At 53.4% G+C, this 20,559-nt stretch carries 19 protein-coding genes; 14 read left to right on the top strand and 5 right to left on the bottom strand.

Annotated elements, in window-relative coordinates; all coding sequences use genetic code 11:
* The first annotated feature begins 100 nt into the window (after positions 1–100).
* The 8 genes from GQY55_RS05820 (at position 101) to GQY55_RS05785 (ending at position 11,695) form a co-directional block, all read left to right on the top strand.
* Entirely contained in the window at positions 101–1,261 is a 1,161-nt protein-coding gene (locus GQY55_RS05820; protein WP_160039101.1) for a GntR family transcriptional regulator, read from the top strand.
* Positions 1,262–1,593: 332 nt separating this feature from the next.
* Positions 1,594–2,886, top strand: coding sequence for a glycoside hydrolase family 125 protein (locus GQY55_RS05815; RefSeq protein ID WP_160039099.1), 1,293 nt, complete (start codon positions 1,594–1,596; stop codon positions 2,884–2,886).
* 126 nt (positions 2,887–3,012) lie between these two features.
* Positions 3,013–3,912, top strand: coding sequence for a carbohydrate ABC transporter permease (locus GQY55_RS05810; protein ID WP_160039097.1), 900 nt, complete (start codon positions 3,013–3,015; stop codon positions 3,910–3,912).
* Between the two features lie 15 nt (positions 3,913–3,927).
* Positions 3,928–4,794, top strand: a complete 867-nt coding sequence (locus GQY55_RS05805; protein WP_160039095.1) for a carbohydrate ABC transporter permease — start codon at positions 3,928–3,930, stop codon at positions 4,792–4,794.
* A gap of 108 nt (positions 4,795–4,902) precedes the next feature.
* Positions 4,903–6,234: an ABC transporter substrate-binding protein gene (locus GQY55_RS05800; RefSeq protein WP_160039093.1), complete on the top strand. Its 1,332-nt coding sequence runs from the start codon at positions 4,903–4,905 to the stop codon at positions 6,232–6,234.
* A 96-nt stretch (positions 6,235–6,330) separates the two neighbouring features.
* A complete protein-coding gene (locus GQY55_RS05795) occupies positions 6,331–9,591 on the top strand; it encodes a carbohydrate-binding protein (protein WP_160039091.1) in 3,261 nt (1,086 codons plus the stop codon).
* Positions 9,592–9,799: 208 nt separating this feature from the next.
* Entirely contained in the window at positions 9,800–10,549 is a 750-nt protein-coding gene (locus tag GQY55_RS05790) for a MerR family transcriptional regulator (protein WP_160039089.1), read from the top strand.
* 258 nt (positions 10,550–10,807) lie between these two features.
* The gene (locus GQY55_RS05785) at positions 10,808–11,695 is read left to right on the top strand and encodes a DMT family transporter (RefSeq protein WP_160039087.1); all 888 of its coding nucleotides are present in this window, start codon (positions 10,808–10,810) and stop codon (positions 11,693–11,695) included.
* A gap of 265 nt (positions 11,696–11,960) precedes the next feature.
* Here GQY55_RS05785 and GQY55_RS05780 read toward each other — a convergent pair whose 3' ends face one another.
* The 4 genes from GQY55_RS05780 to GQY55_RS31245 form a co-directional block, all read right to left on the bottom strand.
* Complete coding sequence (locus tag GQY55_RS05780; RefSeq protein WP_160039085.1) at positions 11,961–12,254, bottom strand: MazG-like family protein; 294 nt, start codon at positions 12,252–12,254, stop codon at positions 11,961–11,963.
* A gap of 67 nt (positions 12,255–12,321) precedes the next feature.
* On the bottom strand, positions 12,322–13,638 hold the full coding sequence (locus tag GQY55_RS05775; protein WP_236575441.1) for an outer membrane protein assembly factor BamB family protein: 1,317 nt from the start codon (positions 13,636–13,638) through the stop codon (positions 12,322–12,324).
* A 52-nt stretch (positions 13,639–13,690) separates the two neighbouring features.
* Positions 13,691–15,016: an outer membrane protein assembly factor BamB family protein gene (locus GQY55_RS05770; RefSeq protein ID WP_160039081.1), complete on the bottom strand. Its 1,326-nt coding sequence runs from the start codon at positions 15,014–15,016 to the stop codon at positions 13,691–13,693.
* Between the two features lie 29 nt (positions 15,017–15,045).
* A complete protein-coding gene (locus GQY55_RS31245; RefSeq protein WP_236575440.1) occupies positions 15,046–15,249 on the bottom strand; it encodes a hypothetical protein in 204 nt (67 codons plus the stop codon).
* A gap of 146 nt (positions 15,250–15,395) precedes the next feature.
* Between GQY55_RS31245 and GQY55_RS05765 the strand changes: the two genes are divergently transcribed.
* The 6 genes from GQY55_RS05765 (at position 15,396) to GQY55_RS05740 (ending at position 19,322) form a co-directional block, all read left to right on the top strand.
* Positions 15,396–15,611: a hypothetical protein gene (locus tag GQY55_RS05765; RefSeq protein ID WP_160039079.1), complete on the top strand. Its 216-nt coding sequence runs from the start codon at positions 15,396–15,398 to the stop codon at positions 15,609–15,611.
* A 30-nt stretch (positions 15,612–15,641) separates the two neighbouring features.
* On the top strand, positions 15,642–16,355 hold the full coding sequence (locus GQY55_RS05760; RefSeq protein WP_160039077.1) for a hypothetical protein: 714 nt from the start codon (positions 15,642–15,644) through the stop codon (positions 16,353–16,355).
* Positions 16,352–17,548 (top strand): glutathionylspermidine synthase family protein, encoded by a 1,197-nt coding sequence (locus GQY55_RS05755; RefSeq protein ID WP_160039075.1) that lies wholly within the window; start codon positions 16,352–16,354, stop codon positions 17,546–17,548. Before GQY55_RS05760 ends, GQY55_RS05755 begins: the two co-directional genes overlap by 4 nt.
* On the top strand, positions 17,549–18,211 hold the full coding sequence (locus tag GQY55_RS05750) for a hypothetical protein (protein WP_160039073.1): 663 nt from the start codon (positions 17,549–17,551) through the stop codon (positions 18,209–18,211).
* Positions 18,208–18,600, top strand: coding sequence for a DUF350 domain-containing protein (locus GQY55_RS05745; protein WP_160039071.1), 393 nt, complete (start codon positions 18,208–18,210; stop codon positions 18,598–18,600). Before GQY55_RS05750 ends, GQY55_RS05745 begins: the two co-directional genes overlap by 4 nt.
* A gap of 218 nt (positions 18,601–18,818) precedes the next feature.
* Positions 18,819–19,322, top strand: a complete 504-nt coding sequence (locus tag GQY55_RS05740) for an NUDIX domain-containing protein (protein WP_160039069.1) — start codon at positions 18,819–18,821, stop codon at positions 19,320–19,322.
* 351 nt (positions 19,323–19,673) lie between these two features.
* On the opposite strand, the gene GQY55_RS05735 is transcribed toward GQY55_RS05740, so the two are convergent.
* Complete coding sequence (locus GQY55_RS05735) at positions 19,674–20,369, bottom strand: copper amine oxidase N-terminal domain-containing protein (RefSeq protein WP_160039067.1); 696 nt, start codon at positions 20,367–20,369, stop codon at positions 19,674–19,676.
* Positions 20,370–20,559 lie beyond the last annotated feature (190 nt).

The following is a 20,559-nucleotide window of genomic DNA, read 5'->3' as shown; positions in this document are numbered from 1 at the left end:
TAACATGATATATTATTATATAATGTTTGCATACAGTGTAGATTATCGACGACGTATCTATCCATGCAGGGTAGATATTTTCTTGTGGAGGGAACTAATCATGTCGCATGAAACATCCTCAAAACCGATGTACGAGCAAATATTCGAAGCGCTGCGCGATCAGATCATATCCCGCAAATACGCACCCGGCGAACGGATTCCTTCAGAGAAGGAGCTGGGGGAAGCCTATAACGTCAGCCGCATTACGAGCAAAAAAGCGCTGGAGATGCTGACCCAGCATGGATACATCGTCAGGCAGCCCGGCCGCGGTTCGTTCGTGTCCGAGGATTTTGGTTCGGAAGGGGCGGCGCAGGGCGCCATGGCGCAAGGGGCAGCCAAACCGCGCATCCATCGCGATAAACCGCTGATCGGGCTCGTCATGACGGATTTCGGGGACAGCTACGGGACAGGGCTCATATACGGCATGGAGGAAGCATCCCGTCAGCATGACGGCTATTTGGTCCTAAGAAGATCGCTTGGCGTGGTCGCCAGCGAAGAAGAAGCGATTCGCGGCCTGCTGGAGCTGGGGGTCGACGGTTTGATTATTTTCCCTGCGCAGGGCGAATATTTTAATGCCGAAATATTAAAGCTTGTCATCGGCCAATATCCGTTTGTGCTGCTGGACCGCCATCTCAAGGGCGTCTCGGCAAGTTCGATCAGCACGGACAACGCGGCGGCGGCCAAACGCATGATCGAATATCTTTTCGAATTGGGGCATACCCGCATCTCCCTGATGACGCCGCCGCCGCAGGATACGACGGCCATCGAGGATCGGATCGAAGGCTTTATTCAGGCCCATGCCGAAAGCGGCATCGCGGCGGACCGCAGCCTGTGGATGGAGCGCATTACGGCGACGCTTCCGGCTGCCTTTGTCCCCGGGAATAAAGAAAAAGAGAAGGAAAACATCAAACAGCATCTGCGGGAGCATCCCGAAATTACGGCGCTGTTCGCGATGGAATACAATATCGCCCTGCTTGCCTATGAAGCGGCCCGCGAATCGGGACTCCGGGTTCCGGAGGATTTGTCGATCGTCTGCTTCGACAGCCCGGATTATGCCGGAGAACCGCTGTTCACCCACATGCGCCAAAAGCAGGAGGAGATGGGCCGGCTGGCCTTCGAAAACGTGCTGAAGCTGAGAAACGGCGAAAGCGTGCCGAATAAAATGCTGCTGGATGCCGAGCTGATCGTCGGTTCCTCTTCGGGACCCGCCCGGGAGGGATAACGCCGGCGCCTCCATGGAAGAATGCCACTCACGATGTGAATGGCATTCTTTTTTTTGCTCCATACGAGCATTTCCCCTGCAAGCGCAGAATTGGCATCGAGGCTAAGGTGGGAATTTACGGGTTTTTCTGCGTTGCAGGCTGTTCGATAACGATCCTGTGCTTAATATCATATTGGTATATAAAAATGTTATAAAAAACATATTGACATGTTATATCGGTGATTTTATAATGTGTCTATGCAAGCGCTCACAAGGTTGATATATCGTTGTTATCTGCAATTTGAATGTCATGATATGCCGTCATCATAATTCGTACCTAAAGGGGAATGCACATGAAGACATGGGGAATAGAACCCGTTTCGTTGGGGACGCTCGCCGGGAGAATGTCCGAAAGGCTGGCCGAAAAGCCGCAGCTTTTGGAGCTTTTCCGGAACGCCATCCGCAATACGTGGGGGACGACATTAAAAAAAATGGAGGATGGGACCACTTTCGTCATTACCGGGGATATTCCCGCCATGTGGCTGCGCGATTCGGCGGCTCAAGTCAGGCCGTTTTTGGCGTTGGCGGCCGAGGACCGGGAAGTAGCGGACTTGATCGAAGGGCTGGTGGTTAGACAGCTGCGGTTCATTTTGCACGATCCATATGCAAACGCTTTCAATCAGGAGGCGAACGGACATGGTCATCAAAGCGACGACACGGATATGTCCCCTTGGATTTGGGAGCGGAAATACGAGATCGACTCGCTTTGTTATCCGCTGCAGCTGAGTTATCTGCTGTGGAAAAATACCGGCAGAATGTCGCAGTTCGGCGAGGAATTCGTCAAGGCCGCGAACGTCATTTTGGACTTGTGGACGACGGAGCAGCGGCATGAGACCGACTCAGGCTACCGCTTCGAACGGAAGGACGGCGCCCCTACGGATACGCTGATCCGCGAGGGGAAAGGGGCGGAAACCGCGTATACCGGCATGACCTGGTCGGGATTCCGCCCCAGCGACGACGCCTGCGAGTACGGCTATCTGATTCCGTCCAACATGTTTGCGGTCGTGGTGCTCGGCTATCTTCAGGAAATCGCCCGCGACGTGCTGCAAGACGAGCGGTTATTCATCCGGGCGCATAAACTGGCGGCGGAAATCGACGACGGCATCCAACGGTTCGGCATCGTGCAGCATCCGGAGTTCGGTCCGGTCTACGCCTATGAAACCGACGGGTTGGGGCATTACAACCTGATGGACGACGCGAACGTGCCGAGCCTGCTGTCCATTCCTTACCTCGGATACCGCGGAGCGGACGATGAGGTGTACCGGAATACGCGGCGGTTCGTTTTGAGCGGGCATAATCCTTACTTCTATCGGGGGAGCGCGGCGGAAGGCATCGGCAGTCCGCATACGCCCCGGGGTTACGTTTGGCATATCGCCTTGGCGATGCAAGGCCTGACCGAGGAACGCCGGGAGGAAAAGGAACGGCTGCTGCGGCTCATGAGCGAGACCGATGCCGGAACCGGCCTGATGCATGAGAGCTTTAATCCCGACGATCCCAATGAATATACCAGACCGTGGTTCTCCTGGGCCAATATGATGTTCTGCGAGCTGCTGATGGATTATTGCGGGATTCGGGTAAAACGGTGACGGCTTTCGACGGACCGGAAAAATGACGCAAGTGCGGGAAAAAGAGCCGGACAAAGCTTATGGTCCGCCTAAGCGGCATCGCCCAATCTTTTCGCCAAAAACAGACGTGCAGGAGGTATGTGAAACATGGGGTTCAACAAAAGGAAACTTCGCGGCTGGGCCAAAGGTTATTTGTTCATTTTGCCTTCGATCATCGGCTTCAGCGTGTTTGTCGCTTATCCGCTGTTGTCGTCCCTTTATTATGCCTTGACTGAATGGAGCGGCTACGACACGCCCCGGTTTGTCGGCTTCGATAATTTCAAATACATGTTCACGGAGGACCCGGCTTTTTGGCCTTCGGTGCGGGCGACGCTTTATTTCGTCATCTTGAGCGTGCCTTCGTCGCTCATTCTCGGCCTGCTGCTGGCGATGCTGCTGAACAAAAGCCTTCCCGGGATCAAATGGTTCCGCACGATCTATTATTTGCCCACGGTGGTGCCGTCCATCGCTTCGCTGACGTTGTGGCTGTTCATCTACCAGCCGCAATACGGCTTGGCCAATTCCCTGCTGCGCCTGCTGGGGCTGCCCGAAGGGACGTGGCTCACGAGCGAAAAAACGGCGCTGCCCTCGCTTGTGCTGATCGGGTTATGGCAGGTCGGATCGGGCGTCATCATCTTTCTGAGCGGCCTGCAGTCGGTTCCCCAAGAACTGTACGAGGCGGCCGAGGTTGACGGAGCCGTCCGGTGGCGGACGGCGCTGCACATCACCATCCCCATGGTTACCCCGATCTTGTTTTTGCAGCTGATCCTCGGCATCATCGGCGCGTTCCAGGCCTTTAACCAGGTTCAGGTGCTTACGGGCGGCGGCCCGAATTTTTCGACCTCGCTCCTCAATTTCAAAATCTACAACGACGCCTTCGGCGGCCGAATGTTCGGCTACGCGATCGCGGAGGTATGGGTTCTCTTCGTGATCATCATGATTTTTACGGCCTTGACTTACCGGTATTCCAACCGGTTCGTATATTACGAAAGCGACAATGCGAGATAAGGAGGTAGATTCATCATGGTGGTGCATGCGGAAGGGAGAATGAAGCGAAGACGGAAGCTCGGCCTGCTGGATGCCGTACGGTTCGTCATTTTGGCGGTCGGCGCCGTCGCGATGCTGTTCCCTTTGCTTTGGATGGTGACCATTGCGCTTAAGGGCAACAACGACGTATTCAAAATTCCTCCGGAATGGTTCCCCCGGGAACTTCACTGGTCCAATTTCGTGACCGGAACGAAAGAAATCAACTTTTGGCAAACCTTCGGCAACTCGATGTTTATCGCGGTCATGTGCACGATCGGGCAAATCGTTAGCTCCGTGCTGGTCGGCTACGGGCTTGCAAGATTGCATTTTCCGGGCCGCAAGCTGTGGTTTTCGCTGTTTGTCGGCAGCCTGATGCTCCCCGGATTCGTCGGCATGATCCCGCTGTTTAATCTGTACACCGAGCTGGGATGGTACGATACCTGGCTCCCGATCATCGTGCCCGCTTTTTTCGGCAACGCCACGTTTTCGTTTCTGTATGTCCAATATTTGAAAACGATCTCCGTATCGTTCGACGAAGCGGCCAAAATCGACGGCGCCTCGGATTTGTATATTTTGACCAAGGTGCTTGTGCCGATGACGATGCCGGTGATCATGACGATGGTTATTTTCTCCTTCCAGGGCGCATGGAACCAATACCTGGAACCGCTGATTTACATCATCGATCCGAGCAAATGGACGCTGGCGCTTGCGATGGCTTCCTATAAAGGCACCTATGCGACCGCTTGGAACCTGTTCATGGCCGCGGACCTGATTTACATCCTTCCGATGCTGCTCATTTTCTTCTTCGGGCAGAAATACTTCATGCAGGGGCTGGGCTCCCTTAATTCCGCTTCGCTGAAATAATCCGGGTGAACCGGATCGGAGGTGGTGCGTGCCGGCTTGATGCAATTCTCAAGACATATCGGACTTTAGGCGTCATTTTATCAAATTCGTTTAGGGAGGTCTTTTTTTATGAAAAAGGTTGCCGGAAAGTGGACCGCTGGAATGCTCGCGATCATGCTGTGTTCAGGCCTGCTGGCCGCATGCGGCGGCAAGTCGGACACGGCGGATTCGCCGGGAACGGGAGGGGGGACGGACAAGGGAGGCAAACAGGTCGAAGTCACGATGATTACCTGGGAATCGGCGGAAATGAACGACAAAATCATGGCCGCGATGAAAAGCTTCGAGCAGGAAAATCCGGACATCAAAGTGAAGCTGATTCCTACCCCGCTGGATAACTACGGCGTCAAAATCAACGGCATGCTGACCGCGAAAAAAGCCCCCGACATTTTTATGACGGGCAACGACATGCTGCTCGATAATGCATCGAAAGGCCTGTTGTACGACTGGACGTCGATGGCGGAGCAGGACAAAACGTTTATGGACGGGTTTTATAAAGGCGTGACGGACAGCTGGCATTATGACGGCAAACTGGTCGGGCTTCCGGGGCTCTTGAACACGTACGGCATTTTTTACAATAAAAAAGCGTTCCAGGACGCCGGGCTCACGGAACCGAAAATCGGCTGGACGTACGACGAATTTTTCGCGGACATGGAGAAGCTTTCGAGCAAGCAGGGCGGCGTGGATCAGTTCGGTTTTTACGCTTCGGTGGATCCGTTTATGACCTCGTTGTATTCGGTATCGGCTGGCGGGGCTCCGTTCGCGGACGCCATCACCAGCCCGGCAAAGGTGGAAATCAGCGACAAATTCGTCGAAGGCGTCGAAAAATACAAAAATGCCATTGCCAGCGGCTACATGAATCCGCCTACCTTCGATTTGACGAACGTCATGAGCTCTTTCAAGCAGGGGAAAGTGCCGATGACGCTGCAGGGACAATGGGTTGCCGACGATCTGATCCGGACCGCTCCGAAAGAATTGGAATGGGGATTCGCGCCGATGCCCGTCGTGAACAGCCAAACCGAAATATACGATGCCGTAGGCTGGTGTTCGCCGGCTTCGATCCAAAATCCGGAGGCCGTCTGGAAAGTGCTCAAGTATCTGGATTCCAAAATGTACGAGGAAGTGCTGCCGAAAACGCCGGTCGCGCCGGCCGCTTACCAGGCATCTTCTTCCGCCTACTTTGACGCTTTGAAAACGGCAGGGCATCCGGAGGTCGGCGAATCGATCGACCATATCCTGAAATCCCCGAGCACGCAGCCGGTCCGTTTCCTGGCAACCTGGACGGGGAAAGCGAATCCGTTCATCGAAGCCTCCTGGAAAAACGTCCTCATGGGCAAAGCGCCGATCACCGAGCTGAATACGATGGCGGACAAAATCAATAAAGTGATTTCGGAAGCCAAATAAACGCCTGGCGTTAAAGCATGAAGCCGATCAAACCAAAAAGGAGGTCGGCTTCAAGTTTTCGCATATATCCGCACAATAAACAGGGAGGGAATTTGTATGTCTTGGAATAAATACCGCGCATGCAAGCTTTTTGCCGTTCCACTCGCGGCGGTGCTCGCCTTCGGAGCGTTATCCGAAGCGGGAGGATCGACGGCTCACGCATTTCAGGCATCGGATGGCGACAAGGCCATGAAGGCGTTTAATGCCGCGTTCTGGGACCCGGCGGACAAACAGTTTTGGGGCGATACGAACCGCAAAACCTACCAAGGCTTCTGGGTGGAAGCCGAGCTGTGGGAAATGGTGATGGACGCGTACCAGCATACCTCCGATCCCGACCTGAAAAAGCAGCTTCGGGCCCAGATCGACGACATCTTCGACGGCACCGTGGCCCAATACGGCTCGGATTGGACGAACAACCCGTTTAACGACGACATCATGTGGTGGGTCATGGGAAGCGCCCGGGCTTATCAAATCACGGGGGAAGCCAGATATCTGGATGCGGCGAAACGCCATTTCGCTTTCGTTTACGACACGCAGTGGGACGACGAGTTTGCCGGCGGCGGCATCTGGTGGCTGAACAGCGAGCATAACACGAAAAATGCCTGCATTAACTTCCCGGCGGCCGAAGCGGCCGAATATCTGTATGACATTACCAAAGATCCGTATTACCTGGATGCGGCAACCCGCATTTTCAGATGGGGCAAAACGATGCTGACGGACGGCAATGGCAAAGTGTTCGACCGGATCGAAACCGAAAAAGGCGCGATCCCGGACGCCACGCACTACAATCAGGGCACATACATCGGGGCGGCCGTCGGACTGTACCGGATGACCGGGGATACGACGTATTTGGACGATGCGGTCAAAGCCGCCAACTTCACCAAAACCAAGCTGGTGGACGCGAACGGTTTGCTGAACTACGAAGGGCCCAATGGCGATTTAAAAGGCGGCAAAACGATTTTGATGCGGAACTTGTCCTTCCTCCAAAAAGCGCTGGATGAACGCGGCGAAAGCAAATACAAGGAATTCGGCGCCACGTTTGACGCCTGGGCGGCTTTTAACACGGAAATGGCTTGGAGCCACCGGAATCCGGATGGTATCGTCGACGGCAACTGGGTCGGACAGCTGCTGTCCGGAACGTACGGATCCTGGTCGTCGGCCGCGGCCGTGGAAGCGTTGAACGTCATCAAACCGATGGATGCGGAAGTCCGTTACGCCGTTCAAGATCCTTATAAAAAAATCGAGGCCGAGCGCTACAACATCGGCAAAGGATTCGTCTTGGAGGGGGCGCTTGAAGGCTCGCTGCAGCTCGGCGGCATTCAGCCCGGACACTATGCGGCCTACAAAAACGTCGATTTCGGAACAACCGGCGCCCAAGGTTTTATCGCGAGAGCGGCCAGCGCGACGGGTGGAGGCAACATCGAAATCCGGCTCGACGCCTTGGACGGTCCGAAGGTCGGGACGCTGAACGTGGAAGGCACCGGCGGATGGAACAACTACATCGACGCCGTGACGCTGCTGAAGGATGATCAAGGAAATCCAAGCACGATTACGGGAAAACATGACGTCTATCTCGTTTTTACAAGGAAAAACGATCAATATCTGTTTAACCTGAACTGGTTTAAGTTCACCGCGGGCGATCCGACCAAAACCGATGCCTATGCAAAGCTGAAGGCTGGGGATTATGACGGAAGCGAGGGGCTCGGCAAAAATGCGGAGAACGGATATCTGGACGGCATCCGAAATAATGCTTATGCCTCCTATAAAGGCATCGATTTCGGGTCGGGCGCATCCGGCATCAGCGTGCATGTATCCAGCGGCAGCCAGGGCGGCACGATCGAGGTCAAGCTGGATTCGCTGAGCGGACCGACGGTGGGCACGGTGGACATTCCGGCGCTGGGAGGCTGGGACAAATGGGTCGATATCATGGGCAACATCGATGACCAAGCGGCCGCAGGCGTGCATGACGTCTATCTCGTCTTCCATGGGGCGGGCGGCGGCGACTATCCTTGCAACCTGGACTGGTTCACGTTTACGACCATGAAAGGCAAAGCAAGGGATGCTTATGCCAAGCTGGAGGCCGAGGACAACAACGGCGGTGTCGGCTTTGGCACCGAATCGGGCGGCGGGCAAACGTATTTGGCGGGCATTAACGCGGCCAACAATCCATATGTCATGTACAACTATGTGGACTTCGGGAATACGAGTCCTTCCAAATTCCATGTCCAAGCGGCCAGCGCGACCGGCGGCGGCACGATCGAGGTCCGGTTGGACAGCATGAACGGGCCGGTCATCGCCGAGAACAAGATCACGGGAACCGGCGGGTGGCAAAACTTTAAGGTTTTCCCGGCCGACGTCACGGCTCCGGTCACCGGAAAACATATCGTATTCATGTTGTTTAAAGGAACGGATTATTTGTTCAACGTGGATAAGTTCACTTTCGGCGATCCGGCCGTATTCACGGCACCGACGCCGCCGGTGGAACCTCCCAAAGACAATGTTCCTCCCGGAGACGTGGAGAATGTCCGGATCTCGTACGCGAACGGCCAACTCGTTCTGACTTGGGACGGTCCCTATGATATCGACGCCCAAAAGGTGCAAATGACCGTTTCTTCGGGCGGACAGCAGATCGGCGACGTAATCGAAGTAAAACGCGGCGTTCAAACGGCAGCGATTCCTGGAACCGAGCAGGGGAAGGAGTATTCCATCCGGTTCAAATCCATAGACACGTCGGGCAACGTATCCAAAGGGATCACGGTGGAAAGCGGGAAGCAGTCGGCTTTCTCGCTCACTGTGGACGGCAATGCGGTGAAGGATGGCGACGCTTTTGAAGATGATGCCGTTCTGACCTTCCAGGTCGAAGAGGGCCTGACGGCGGGCGGTGCCGCGACGCTAACCTTGAACGGCAAAGAATATACGGTAAATGCCGATAACCGCAGCCTATCCATCGGCCTGGCCGGTCTCTTAGGCGAACAGACGGCAAATGTGGCGGTGAAGGACGGATCTGGCCATCCTAATTCAAAAACGTTCCGGTTCCATGTAACGGCGAGCCTGGGTTCCATCCAAAATCTGATGGCGCGTTACGCGGCGGCCGGCGACCTCGGCGGTCCCCTTGTCCCGCAGCTGACCAATGCGCTTAAGCAGGCGCAGCATCAACGGGATGGCGGCAAAACGGATCAAGCGGTCAAACAGCTGCAGAATTTCGCGAAACATTTGAACAACGAAGCGATGAGCGACCATGTCAAAGACAGCGTCAAAGCGGTGCTGAACGCGGACGCAGATTTCCTGATTCGCGCTTGGCAGGAAGGGTCGAGATAGTCTCCAGCGTTTAAAAACATCCAGTCCCAATCAACCGATGTCAGTTTTCATGTTGTTTCGGACGTAAGGTGGCAGGTGATCGTGAGGGGCACCGCACCCCGCTCATTTTGAGCGGGGTATTTTTGTGTTACGATGAGTAATAAAATTCCCCCTTGACCCTCCTCTTAGGTCAGGCTTTAGACTTCACTACAGAAGGGAGTGAAGCATCATGCTTCTTACAGTCAAAGAAGTGTCGGAGCTGTCCAAGGTGACGGTCAAGACGCTGCACCATTACCATAAAATCGGTCTGCTTGACCCGGCTGAAATCACGGAAGCGGGATACCGGTTATATGGCGCAAAAGAGCTGGAACGGCTGCAGGCCATTCTGTTTTACCGCGAGCTTGATTTTTCGCTGGAGCAAATCGGGCAGCTGCTGGACCGGGAACCGGATCGAGCGGCGATGCTGGCGGAGCAGGAAAAGCTTTTGGAGCAGCGCCGGCAAAGGCTGGAACGGATCATGGACACGCTGCGGAAAACAAAAGCAGGCCTGGAGCGCGGAGAACCGCTGCCGCAGGAGGAACTGTTTGTCGGCTTCGAAAGCGAGGACGAGTGGCGGGAGGCGTTGCGGGAACAAAGCGAATACTTGAAAGAGCACTACGGCGTGGAGCTTGAAGCAGAGCGGATCGATGTGCCGGAGATGAACGAGCAGGCCGCGGAGGCGGCAGCTTTTATGAAAAATATGTCCTCTTTTCTGGCCGGAGGGGTCAAACATAACGACCCAAGGGTTCACCAATCAATCCGGGAACATTTGGCATTCATGAACGGTCACGGACATCGGATTGCAGCCAAGGATTTTGCGGCACAAACGGCGTTTTTCCTGCAGGATGAGTTTCACCTGCGAATGCTGGAGGACCAACAGACCGGGCTGGCTTATTATCTGAACGCGGCTGCGGCGGCGTACGCCGAAGCCGAATCGTAATCACGCATCGATCTGTACCGGTACAGATCAGCATTTCTGCTATTGGCAGGGCAGGGAAGCAGCTTATACAATCAAGACAAAGGCCTTTAATCCAACAGATTTGCATGCATTCCCAAAGGAAAATCAATCAATGAAATCGACAACGAATTTTCTTTGTTCCTATAAGGTATTTCGTATGACCGCCGTGCCCGGATGTTGCGCGGGGTACGGCCCCAATATCGACAGAGCGCTCCCATCGCCAAAAGGCGGGTGGTTGGCATGAAAGGGATGAACTACCTCCTGTTGATCGGGATCAGCTTGATTTGGGGATCGCAATTTTTTCTGGTCGACCTGGTTATCGGCTCCATTCCTCCGGTCACCTTGGCGGCGGCAAAAGCATTGATCGGGGCGGGGACGCTTGCTCTGCTGCATCTTTTTGGGCAAAAGAAGCCGCAAACGCCGGAAGCGGCATCGCCGTGGCGGACCTTTTTGTGGATCGGCCTGCTTGAAGGAGTCATTCCGTTTATCCTGATCGGGTGGGGACAGCAATCCATAAGCAGCAGCATGGCATCCATTTTGATGGGGACGATTCCCATCTTTACGATCGTGTTCGTGAAGCTGTTCGTTTCGGGCGAAACGGTTTCGGCCGCCAAATGGATTTCGGTCATCGCGGGGATGGTCGGCATCGCCATCCTGTCCGCCCCCGATCTCGGCTCCTCCTTGCACGGCGGCAGTATGGCGGGAGATCTGGCGCTGCTCGGCGCTTCGATCAGTTTCGCGGGTTCGCTGATCCTGATCAAGAGGCTGCCGCCCATGTCTTCCATTAAAGCGATGCGGAACGTGCTTGCCGCAGCTTCGGCGATCCTTGTGCCGCTTGCCTTTTTGCTCGAAAGCCCGTTTCAAATCGCGTTGACGCCGCAGCAAATCCTTGCCGTAGCTATTCTGGGCTGCTTCCATGCAGGCATCGTATACATGCTTTACAATGTATTGATCCGGCAGGCGGGAGCCACCTTCGCTTCTTTGAACAATTACCTCGTTCCGCTGATCGGCATCATGCTCGGCGTGTCCGTTTTGGGAGATCGATTGACGTGGAATGCGGTCGCCGGACTGATCGTCATTTTGCTTTCCCTGGCCATCGGTGGACTGGAGAAACCAAAAAGGACGTAATGCCGTTGTAAAAGAAAACATAACTTTCGGAGCGCGGATTCGTTTAAGGCATGAAACGAAGCTCCTTTTGCCGACATTTACCGGTAGGGTTAGCGGATATCTTTCCCCGGCTTGTTTCATGCATAAGTTCATAAACGAAGGCGGCGTGTCCGAGACCGCCCCAATATTCTAAGAACCCCTGAGATCGTACCGAGGCTTCCGTCATATAAAAGGGCGCCTCACCGGGCGCCTTCTTTATGTCGGGCATGTTCACGTAAATCGTTCCTTAAGTCATCACCGAGATCCATTTATCGACTTTTTTGCTGAGAACGTCTTGAAGCTCATTATCATTCTCGCTCAGCTTGTAAAATAGCGCCAAAGCGACCAGGATGACATCCACGCATTCTTCCTTCACGTCCGAGAGATCCAGCTTTTTATACTCGCTGCCGCTGGCCTGCCTGTAAGAAAGCATCGCTTGCGAAGTTTCCCCGACTTCTTCGGTCAATTTCAGGACCATCTGCTCCAGCGTTTTCTTTTCCTTTTCGCTTAATGCCTTGATTTTTTGCAGTAATTGTTCCACTGTGCGTCTCCTCTTGTAACCAACGTTATTGTCAATGATTATACCCTATCCAGCCGTTTGCAGCCCGTTAACGCAGCGTCTTTGGCACTTGAACCGCAATCAGCTTGCCGGTATCTTTGGCCTGAATGATCAGCGTATTGCCGGAAAGCAGGGTCGGGCCGTATTGGCGGGAGCCGGTATTTACCGTAAAAGCCGGAGCTGCTGTCTGCAGGTTATACCCATGTAATACGCCGTCGCTTTGCGCGATATACACGCCGTTGCCGTAGATGTCGGTTTGAACGGGCTGGTTGTCGGTTTGGAAGCCGAACGTTTGGCCGTTCGCCAGCTTCATGCCCGTAATTGCGCCGGAAGCTTCTTTGCTGAAAAAGATTTTGTTGTCATGCACCGAGCCGATCAGCGATTTCCCCACGTTCGGGACGGACCATTTTTGCAGCGGCTTGGCGTCTTTTTTGTAGGCGGTAATGTCATATTTCATCACGGCGCTGTCCGTCGCTATATAAAGGTCGTTGCCGTTTAGGATCACGGAGCCGTTATTGTCCCTTGTATAAGGAGGCAAAGCGCCCAAACTCCAGCTGTAGGTTTGCGTTTCTTTTTCCACGCCCGTCTTGGCGTCGAATACGTTAATGTTCAGTTCCCGTTTCGGGTCGGCATCGTCAAAAGGGTACTCGTCGCGGAGGGAATAAACGAGCCCGTTTCGGACCGCCAAAGGCGGGTATTGCCGGAATTGCTTCCACAGCTTTTTGCCGGTTTTCTTATCAAAGGCATCCAGTTGAACCGAAGTGAGCGCGCCTTGAACCATGTACGAAGCATAAACGATGCCATCCGCTTCCATGCTGACGCCCCCGGCGAATTCGCTTTGTTCTTCGATCGCCTTCCAGCGCTGTTTGCCCGTGGCGGCGTCCAGTGCGATGATCGCGTTGCCTTTGGTGACGTACGCCGTATCGCCGATCACTCGGGGCGAGCCTGAGTCCGTGACGCCGGCCGCGGTCTGCCATAGCCGTTTGCCGGTTTTCGCTTGAAGCGCGTACACCTGGCCAGCCTCCGTGATGCCGTACACCGTGCCCTTTTGGTGAGCGACATCCGGGCGAAGCCGGCTGCCGTAAGTATAAAGTTTCTTCCCGTTGTTCGCATTCAGAGCGACCAGTTTGCCGCCGTTAAAAGTGAATAAGATGCCGTCGTCCGTCACGACGCTGTTCGTGTTCTTGTCAAAGGATGCCGTCCACAGCGGCTTTTGGATCGGTGCCTTAATGGCCGGCGACGCCGGGACGTTATAGGAGACGACGGGAGCCGCGGCTTGCGCCGCAGGCAGGCTGATCCCGCCGACCAAAACAGCCGCGAGCAAAGCGACAGCTCCTGCACGGGCTGGTTTCAATTTTGTTTTCATCTGCATCTTGTACCTCTTTTCTATGAAATAGATTCGTATAAAACGATAAGCCTTATTGCAGCGCCTTCGGCACTGGAATCGCGATGAGCTTCCCGTTATCCTGAGCCTGAATGATCAACGTATTGCTCGAACGTAACGTAGGACCGTAATTGCGTGACCCGGTGTTCACGGTAAAGGCGGGCGCAGTCGTCTGCAGGTTGTATCCATGGAACACGCCGTCGCTCTGCCCGATGTACACGCCGTTGCCGTAAATGTCCGTCCGAACGACCGGGTTGTCGACCCCCCATTGAACCTCCTGACCGTCTGCGAGCTTCATGCCTGAAATTGACGTATAGTAGTTCCAAAAATAAACCCTGCCCGCATGTACCGATCCCGTTAAATCTACGGGGTAGGATGGTTTATTCCATTTTTTCACCGGTTTCCCGTCTCGCTCGTAATGCCCGAAATCGTATTTCTGAATGGCGTCTTCCGTCACCAAATACAGATCATTGCCGCTGAGCAGCATGCTTCCTGCTCCTCCTGCCGCAGAGGAGTTGCGGTCGCTATGGTTCCAGGAATAAATCCGTTCGCCGACCTTTTCCCCGGTTTTGGCGTTTAATACGGCTAAGGTGACGTGAGGAGATTCGTTCGCATCCTCTTCATCAAACAGCGACTGTTCCCTACGGGAATAAACCAGCCCGTCCCGAACAGCAAAGGGTGCTGCTTGGTAACGTGCCTTCCATAAGGTTTTGCCCGTTTTCTTATCGATCGCTTCAAGCTGCGAATACGAATATGCTCCGGAGATGTCATACGACATAAAAACGATGCCTTCCGCTTCCAAGGACAACTTGCCTGCGGTCCAAGCCTGATCCTCGACCGACTTCCAGCGCTGTTTGCCTGTCGCCGCATCCAAAGCAATGAGGGCCTGCTTGTTCGCGACATACACCGTATCGCCAATCACGATCGGCTCGTCCGCATCCGACAGGCCTGCAGCCGTCTTCCACAGCTCTTTGCCCGACTTGGCGTTCACGGCATATACATGTCCGTCGTCCCCGACGCCGTAGGCCGTTCCTTTCAAGCATTGCACCGACGGCTTCAGGCTGCTGCCGTAGGTAAAGACCTTTTTGCCGGTGGCCAGATTCAGCGCGATCAGCTTTTTTCCCGAAAAGGCAAGCACTATTCCGTCATCGGTGACGGCGGCCTTCGAGCCGGGATCAACGGCTGCGGTCCAGAGCGGCTTTTGCACGGGTGCCTTGATGGCCTGACCGCCCGGAAAGCCGATCGAGACGGCCGAAGTATCGGCATGAATTGCCGTCGGCAGGGAGGCCATGCCGCAAAGCAAAGCTGCCGCCAGGGCAGGGGCCGCAGTAATGCGAATCAGCTTGGTTCGTTTCTTCATGATCGTTGCGCCTCATTTCTTGTATCATTTTATTCGGTATGGATAGAGTCATAGGATGCCGGAACTTTTCCAGCCTTTATATTAAACGCGATTTCCAAAATAAGGTTGCTGATCCACCCGGGAAATACCGTTAAGAAAAACGGGCTCGATAGTAGTTCATGAAAAAAATGCCGTTCTATTTTTTGTTGCGTTTCAAAGAAATAGGTTTTATGCTGATTAATGCGTGTTTCCATATTATGAAAAGACTTGCTTTTCAGAGATGTGATCGCCAATGCGACAATTTTTTTGGAAAAATGGAAACGGGAAATGGAACGGACCACGGTTTACTTACGTATCAAATGACATATGGGTTAATTCAGAACAAGGGGTGTAAAACATAATGGGCAACGATATGAACGTCATTTTGATTGAAAAGATGCCAAGCGGCGAGCTTCGCCAGATCGAAGAACGCAGCTGGAGCATGAACATGGTAGCGGCGCTGGAGCATGTGAATTACATCGTCGTTCGCGGCCAGGAATACGAAACGATCGAAGGCAGATTAAACGTGGACGACGGCAAGCTGGAACTGCTTTTGGTCCGGATCCGCAATGAATAGCCTGAAGTTCGGCAGAAAGGGGGAAGAAACATGACAAACGAACAACAGCCGCAGGACAAGGAGAAACAACCGGCAAAATTGTTTACGCCGGAAGGCAAGCCGGTTCGGGTGCTGTCCACGTCGCTTGGCGTGGCGCTTTTGGCAAACGCTTTTCTGCTTGCGGGCGGGGCGACAGCGGGCTCCGTTAATGCGGCCGGCGATACGGCCGGCGAACCGAAGCTTGTGGCATGGTCAACCGAGGAAGTCAAAGCCTATTTCGATAAAAATGCCGACTGGAACATCCCGCTTCCCGAAGAAAACGAAAAAGAAGACGGTACGCAGTCGGGAAGCTCCGGAGGTGCTAGCAGCGGCGGTACGACGGTCATCAACAACTACGGCACGAGCCATTCAGGGTTTGGGTGGGACGATTTGCTGCTGTACCATTTCCTGTTCAACAGCGGATCGAGCTATCATCCCAGCACGTATTACGATAACCGCAAAACGTATTATACCGGCACGTCGCAAAGCTACAAACCGCGTTCCTATTCCAGCGGCGCGTTCCAAAACAAGCAGGTCGTCGGGTCGACGGTTACGCCAAAAACCTCCCGTTCGACGGGTTCGATTACCCGGCGCGGCACCTCTTCAAGCTCCGGCGGCATCGGCGGCAAATCGAGCGGCTACAGCTCGTCCGGCTCCAGCTCCAGCTCGAAATCCGGCATCTTTTCGGGTTCCAGATCCAGCTCGCGGAGCGGATTCGGCGGATGACGGGCAGCGTATTCGAAGTGCTTAAGCCGGGTGGGCAACCCCGCCAGGAACGGGTGGAAGAACTCGCGGAGCTTGGCTTCACTTGGGCCGATTTGGAAGACGAGGAATACTGGCTGGACCAGCTCGTCGTCATGAACAGGGATACTTACCTGGAGCTGGAACAGGCGTCCGCCCGATTGTGGCGGATTTTGGACCGGACGGTGCGTTATGTCCACGGGAACCGGGCGTTGTACGAGCTGATCGGCATCCCGCCGATCTTATGGGATATGCTCGACATTTGCCCGCTGCCCGAGGAGAACCTGATCAGCCGGTATGCACGGTTCGATTACGCCGTTTCGCATGACGGGAGCATCAAACTGTACGAGCTGAACGCGGATACTCCGACCGGTTACGTGGAAGCTTCCATCGTGACGCCTTGGATGTGCCGGGAGGCCGGCATCGATTCGCCCAACGTCCGGATGAAAGAGCTGGTGGCTGCGGCCTGGGGCGTCGAGCGCCCGGATACGGCGGCATGCGTCGCTTACGGTGAGCATCTGGAGGACTCGGGTACCATCGAAGCGCTGGTGCGCCACAGCGGACTGGATATCCGATGCGTCGATTGTCTGGAGCTTTCCATCGATCACGGCATCGTCAAGGACGGGAGCGGACGGGAGATCAAGCGGATGTTCGCTTTGTATCCGAAAGAATGGATGGCCGTTGACGACGGCGGGGATGCGCTTGCGTATTCGATCGAGACGGGGAAGCTGACGCTGTTTAACCCGCCGCACAGCATCCTGCTGCAGTCCAAAGGACTGATCGCCGCGGCCTGGGGGTTGTATGAGCTGGGGCTGCTGTATACCGGCGATGAGCGTGAAACGATCGAAAAATATCTTTTGCCGACGTACAATAAGCCCGTTTTTTCGGGAAACTATGTTTCCAAATCGATGTTCGGGCGCGAGGGCGGCTCCGTGCAAATGTTCGACGGCAGCGGGGAGCTGGAGATCAAGGACGAGGACGGTTTTGATACCAGCGAGCTGTTCCCCTCCGTCTATCAGATGCGGGCCAACCTCCCGGAAATTGAGACGACAGTCGGCGCGCGGCGCCTGCTTACAGGCATGTTCATGATCAACGGTCAGCCATGCGGCCTGCTGGGCAGAGCCGGGGGGCTGATTACGGGAAATGCGAGCCATTTTATAGCGATCGGAGTGAGATAGATGACAAGAAACGGAACAAGACATCCGCGATCCGGGCGGAAATTCAGGTTTGCGGCGTTTCTGGCGCTTTCCTTGCTGGCCGTGCTGCTGCTAAACGCCTGCTCGGACAACGAGCAGTCCGTGTTTACTTCGGGCACCTCGGTGGATGGACAGGACATGGTGTCCCGCGTGCCGTGGGATTACCGGATCATCGAAGGCAGCGTCGGCGATTTGATCGGCAGCGACATGACGATTTTGCCGGACAACGAGCTGATGCCTAACGATGAAAATTACGCGACGGGGGATAAAGTTTGGGCCCTGCAGTACATGGATGCGGAAATGACGACGGATGCGAATCAGCGCAGCAGCGTCCATCTGTCCTCCTGGAGCACGATCAAAACATTCAAAACCGAGGGCGACGCCAAAAAAGACATGGCCAACCTGAAAATCCCGATCACGACGGAAGTCGATCTGGTTGGCGTGTACAAAACGCAGTACAAGGATAAAACGCGGAATTTCGCCGTGCTGGAGCTGCCTTCCGGCAACCGGATCAAGCAGCCGATCGACGACGAGCGCTACAAAGCGCTGGAGAAGAAAAAGAAAGTATCCGTCAAGCTTGAAGAAATTCACGATTTTGCCGACTACGATTCGGCTTATGCAAAATTCAGGGGGTGGGCGAGTTGACCGTCGTCGTGAATCTGGTCGTAAGCGTGCTTGTCATCATTGCGCTGCAGCTGCTGGGGATGCTGATTTTCAGCTGGATGACGCCGTTTAAAGACATGGAAGAATTGAAAAAGGGCAATGTGGCGGTAGGCCTCGCCTTGGGCGGCAAATTTTTGGCCACGGCGATCATCCTGGGCGTCGCGGCCTATACCAACACGTCGATCTGGTTTATGGCGATGTGGTTTGCGGTCGGTTACGTTTGCCTCGTGGCGGCCTATTGGATTTTCGAGCTGGTCACGCCAAGCTTTAAAATCTCCGATTGCCTCAAGCAAGGAAACGTGGCCGTCGCGACGCTGCTGTCCATGGTGTTCATCGGAACGGCCTTTGCGGTCAGCAGCTTGATCGTTTGACGTTGCTGCAATCATTCTGATTTCAAAAGCGTCGTTCAATAATGGATAAATACATCAATCAATTACAAAAATAGGCAGGATTCGCCCGGCAGCTTGTGGAAGCAAGTTTGGCGGGCGATTATTATTTACAGACATCATCCATCAGCGAAACTCCATAGCAAAAGCGCGTCGGAGGGGGCATAGTCCCGCTATTTTTTTCTTGAAAGGAAGTACGCAGCATGAATCAAACCATATACGCAGATTGGAACGGCCAAAGAATAAAGTTAACCTGGATCCCCGGAGACGAACGGCCCGATCCCGCGCTGGTGACAAGCGTGCACGGCATTTGCCTGCATCAGGGGCTTGTCCTTGCCGTGCATGTACAAGGTAGGGGCTACAACGTGCCGGGAGGACATGTGGAGCCGGGAGAGACGCCGGAGGAGGCTTTTCATCGGGAAGCGTTGGAAGAAGGCAGCGTTAAAGGAATCATCGCGTACCTCGGCAAAATGGAGATCAGTCACGAAGAAAACGAGTCGTTTGACCCGAACGGAAAATACCCGATGATCGGCTATCAGCTGTTTTACCGGATGGACGTGACCGAGCGGCTGCCGTTTAACCGTGAGCATGAGTGTTTGTCGCGGATTTGGGTCGAACCGGAGGAATTTGGTTATGTCGTAAACGATCATGAATTGGTCGGACAGGTGCTTCAGGAAGCGCTGCAAAAGGATGGGAAGCAGGGATAGCTTTCGATGGATATATATATTTAGCCGGAACGGCCGGGGAGGAAGAAGTGTGAACAATGCCTGGAAGTAAGAACAAGGAAGGTTGGCTACCGACTCTAATGCAATGACCTGCAAAAGATGCAACTTCTCAGGAGAGTGTGCGTGTTGTTTTTTGTGAATGTTCCGAATACCTATTTCAGGATTTTGCAAAATTCGATTCTGGCCGCTCCCGGGTACAATATATAGACGAATTAAACCGTTTCGCTCTATATATTCCTGATTGAAAGTCGCTCCTTGGATTTTTGCAAAATCCTCATTTACAAAGAAAGGCTAAACCACAAGTATATTTACTTATGATTTAGCCCCTTCTTTTTACCGTATTACGTCTTTAAACGTTAGACCTGTAAATACTGTATACGAATTTATACGTTCCTCCTTACTTGCTTTATAGATACCATCAATTAAATACTTCCCTTTGTCTTGGTCATATTTCATATTAAAATCCAATTGAATTTTTGCCACATTTGTTGATGAGTTGTTTCTTTCGATAAAACGGATGACCTCAACACGAAATTTATATTGAAAAGGCTCTTCTAATGTCCCAATAAATTTACCGCCAATAATCTTATAATCTAATATTGAATCTAAGAGTAGATCATCACTGATAATTTTTTTTGGGTCTACAAAATCACTCTTAAATTGATCTGTTACCAACGCTTGATAGCCATCCTTTTTTGAATCATAGTAAGAGAAGTATTCAGCGATTACATCTCTCACGGAAGCATAGGTAGTGTACAGAGCACTTAAATCATCATTTAAAACGTTCGGCTTCGAATCCACCTTCACCGACTTAGACTTAGGATCCCAAGTTACCCCAACGCCTAATGCCTTGGATATCGTACTAATGGGGACGAGCACTCTTCCATCTTCAATTTTGGGCGATGTGTCCGTTGATAGCTCCGTTCCATTGACAATTATTTTGATTTTCCCTGTGGCTGCAAGAATGGATCCGCTAATGAGTACAGACGCTAAACCAATTGCAAGCCCTGACCATATGTATTTTTTCAAAAAAATCCCTCCTAAAATATCTTCACTATATTTATTGTAAATATTAATATATGGAATTTACTAGAATAAAATATCAAGATTACATTTTGGTACCAATTTGAGATTTCATGAATGGAACCAGTTCCTGGGATCCATCATGGTTGGTCACAGCTATAACATATATCGAAGAAGCGAATGTAGCCCTTTTGTG

The sequence above is a fragment of the Paenibacillus sp. USDA918EY genome (assembly GCF_009870825.1).
Lineage (GTDB): Bacteria > Bacillota > Bacilli > Paenibacillales > Paenibacillaceae > Paenibacillus_AQ > Paenibacillus_AQ albilobatus.
The sequence above is the reverse complement of the archived record's forward strand: the minus strand, read 5'-3'. Positions and strand labels throughout refer to the sequence as shown.

Coding starts and splice junctions, on each gene's coding strand:
- GQY55_RS05820 (WP_160039101.1), top strand. CDS start 101: ATGTCGCATGAAACATCCTCAAAACCGATGTACGAGCAAATATTCGAA.
- GQY55_RS05815 (WP_160039099.1), top strand. CDS start 1,594: ATGAAGACATGGGGAATAGAACCCGTTTCGTTGGGGACGCTCGCCGGG.
- GQY55_RS05810 (WP_160039097.1), top strand. CDS start 3,013: ATGGGGTTCAACAAAAGGAAACTTCGCGGCTGGGCCAAAGGTTATTTG.
- GQY55_RS05805 (WP_160039095.1), top strand. CDS start 3,928: ATGGTGGTGCATGCGGAAGGGAGAATGAAGCGAAGACGGAAGCTCGGC.
- GQY55_RS05800 (WP_160039093.1), top strand. CDS start 4,903: ATGAAAAAGGTTGCCGGAAAGTGGACCGCTGGAATGCTCGCGATCATG.
- GQY55_RS05795 (WP_160039091.1), top strand. CDS start 6,331: ATGTCTTGGAATAAATACCGCGCATGCAAGCTTTTTGCCGTTCCACTC.
- GQY55_RS05790 (WP_160039089.1), top strand. CDS start 9,800: ATGCTTCTTACAGTCAAAGAAGTGTCGGAGCTGTCCAAGGTGACGGTC.
- GQY55_RS05785 (WP_160039087.1), top strand. CDS start 10,808: ATGAAAGGGATGAACTACCTCCTGTTGATCGGGATCAGCTTGATTTGG.
- GQY55_RS05775 (WP_236575441.1), bottom strand. CDS start 13,638: ATGAAAACAAAATTGAAACCAGCCCGTGCAGGAGCTGTCGCTTTGCTC.
- GQY55_RS05770 (WP_160039081.1), bottom strand. CDS start 15,016: ATGAAGAAACGAACCAAGCTGATTCGCATTACTGCGGCCCCTGCCCTG.
- GQY55_RS31245 (WP_236575440.1), bottom strand. CDS start 15,249: ATGGAAACACGCATTAATCAGCATAAAACCTATTTCTTTGAAACGCAA.
- GQY55_RS05765 (WP_160039079.1), top strand. CDS start 15,396: ATGGGCAACGATATGAACGTCATTTTGATTGAAAAGATGCCAAGCGGC.
- GQY55_RS05760 (WP_160039077.1), top strand. CDS start 15,642: ATGACAAACGAACAACAGCCGCAGGACAAGGAGAAACAACCGGCAAAA.
- GQY55_RS05755 (WP_160039075.1), top strand. CDS start 16,352: ATGACGGGCAGCGTATTCGAAGTGCTTAAGCCGGGTGGGCAACCCCGC.
- GQY55_RS05750 (WP_160039073.1), top strand. CDS start 17,549: ATGACAAGAAACGGAACAAGACATCCGCGATCCGGGCGGAAATTCAGG.
- GQY55_RS05740 (WP_160039069.1), top strand. CDS start 18,819: ATGAATCAAACCATATACGCAGATTGGAACGGCCAAAGAATAAAGTTA.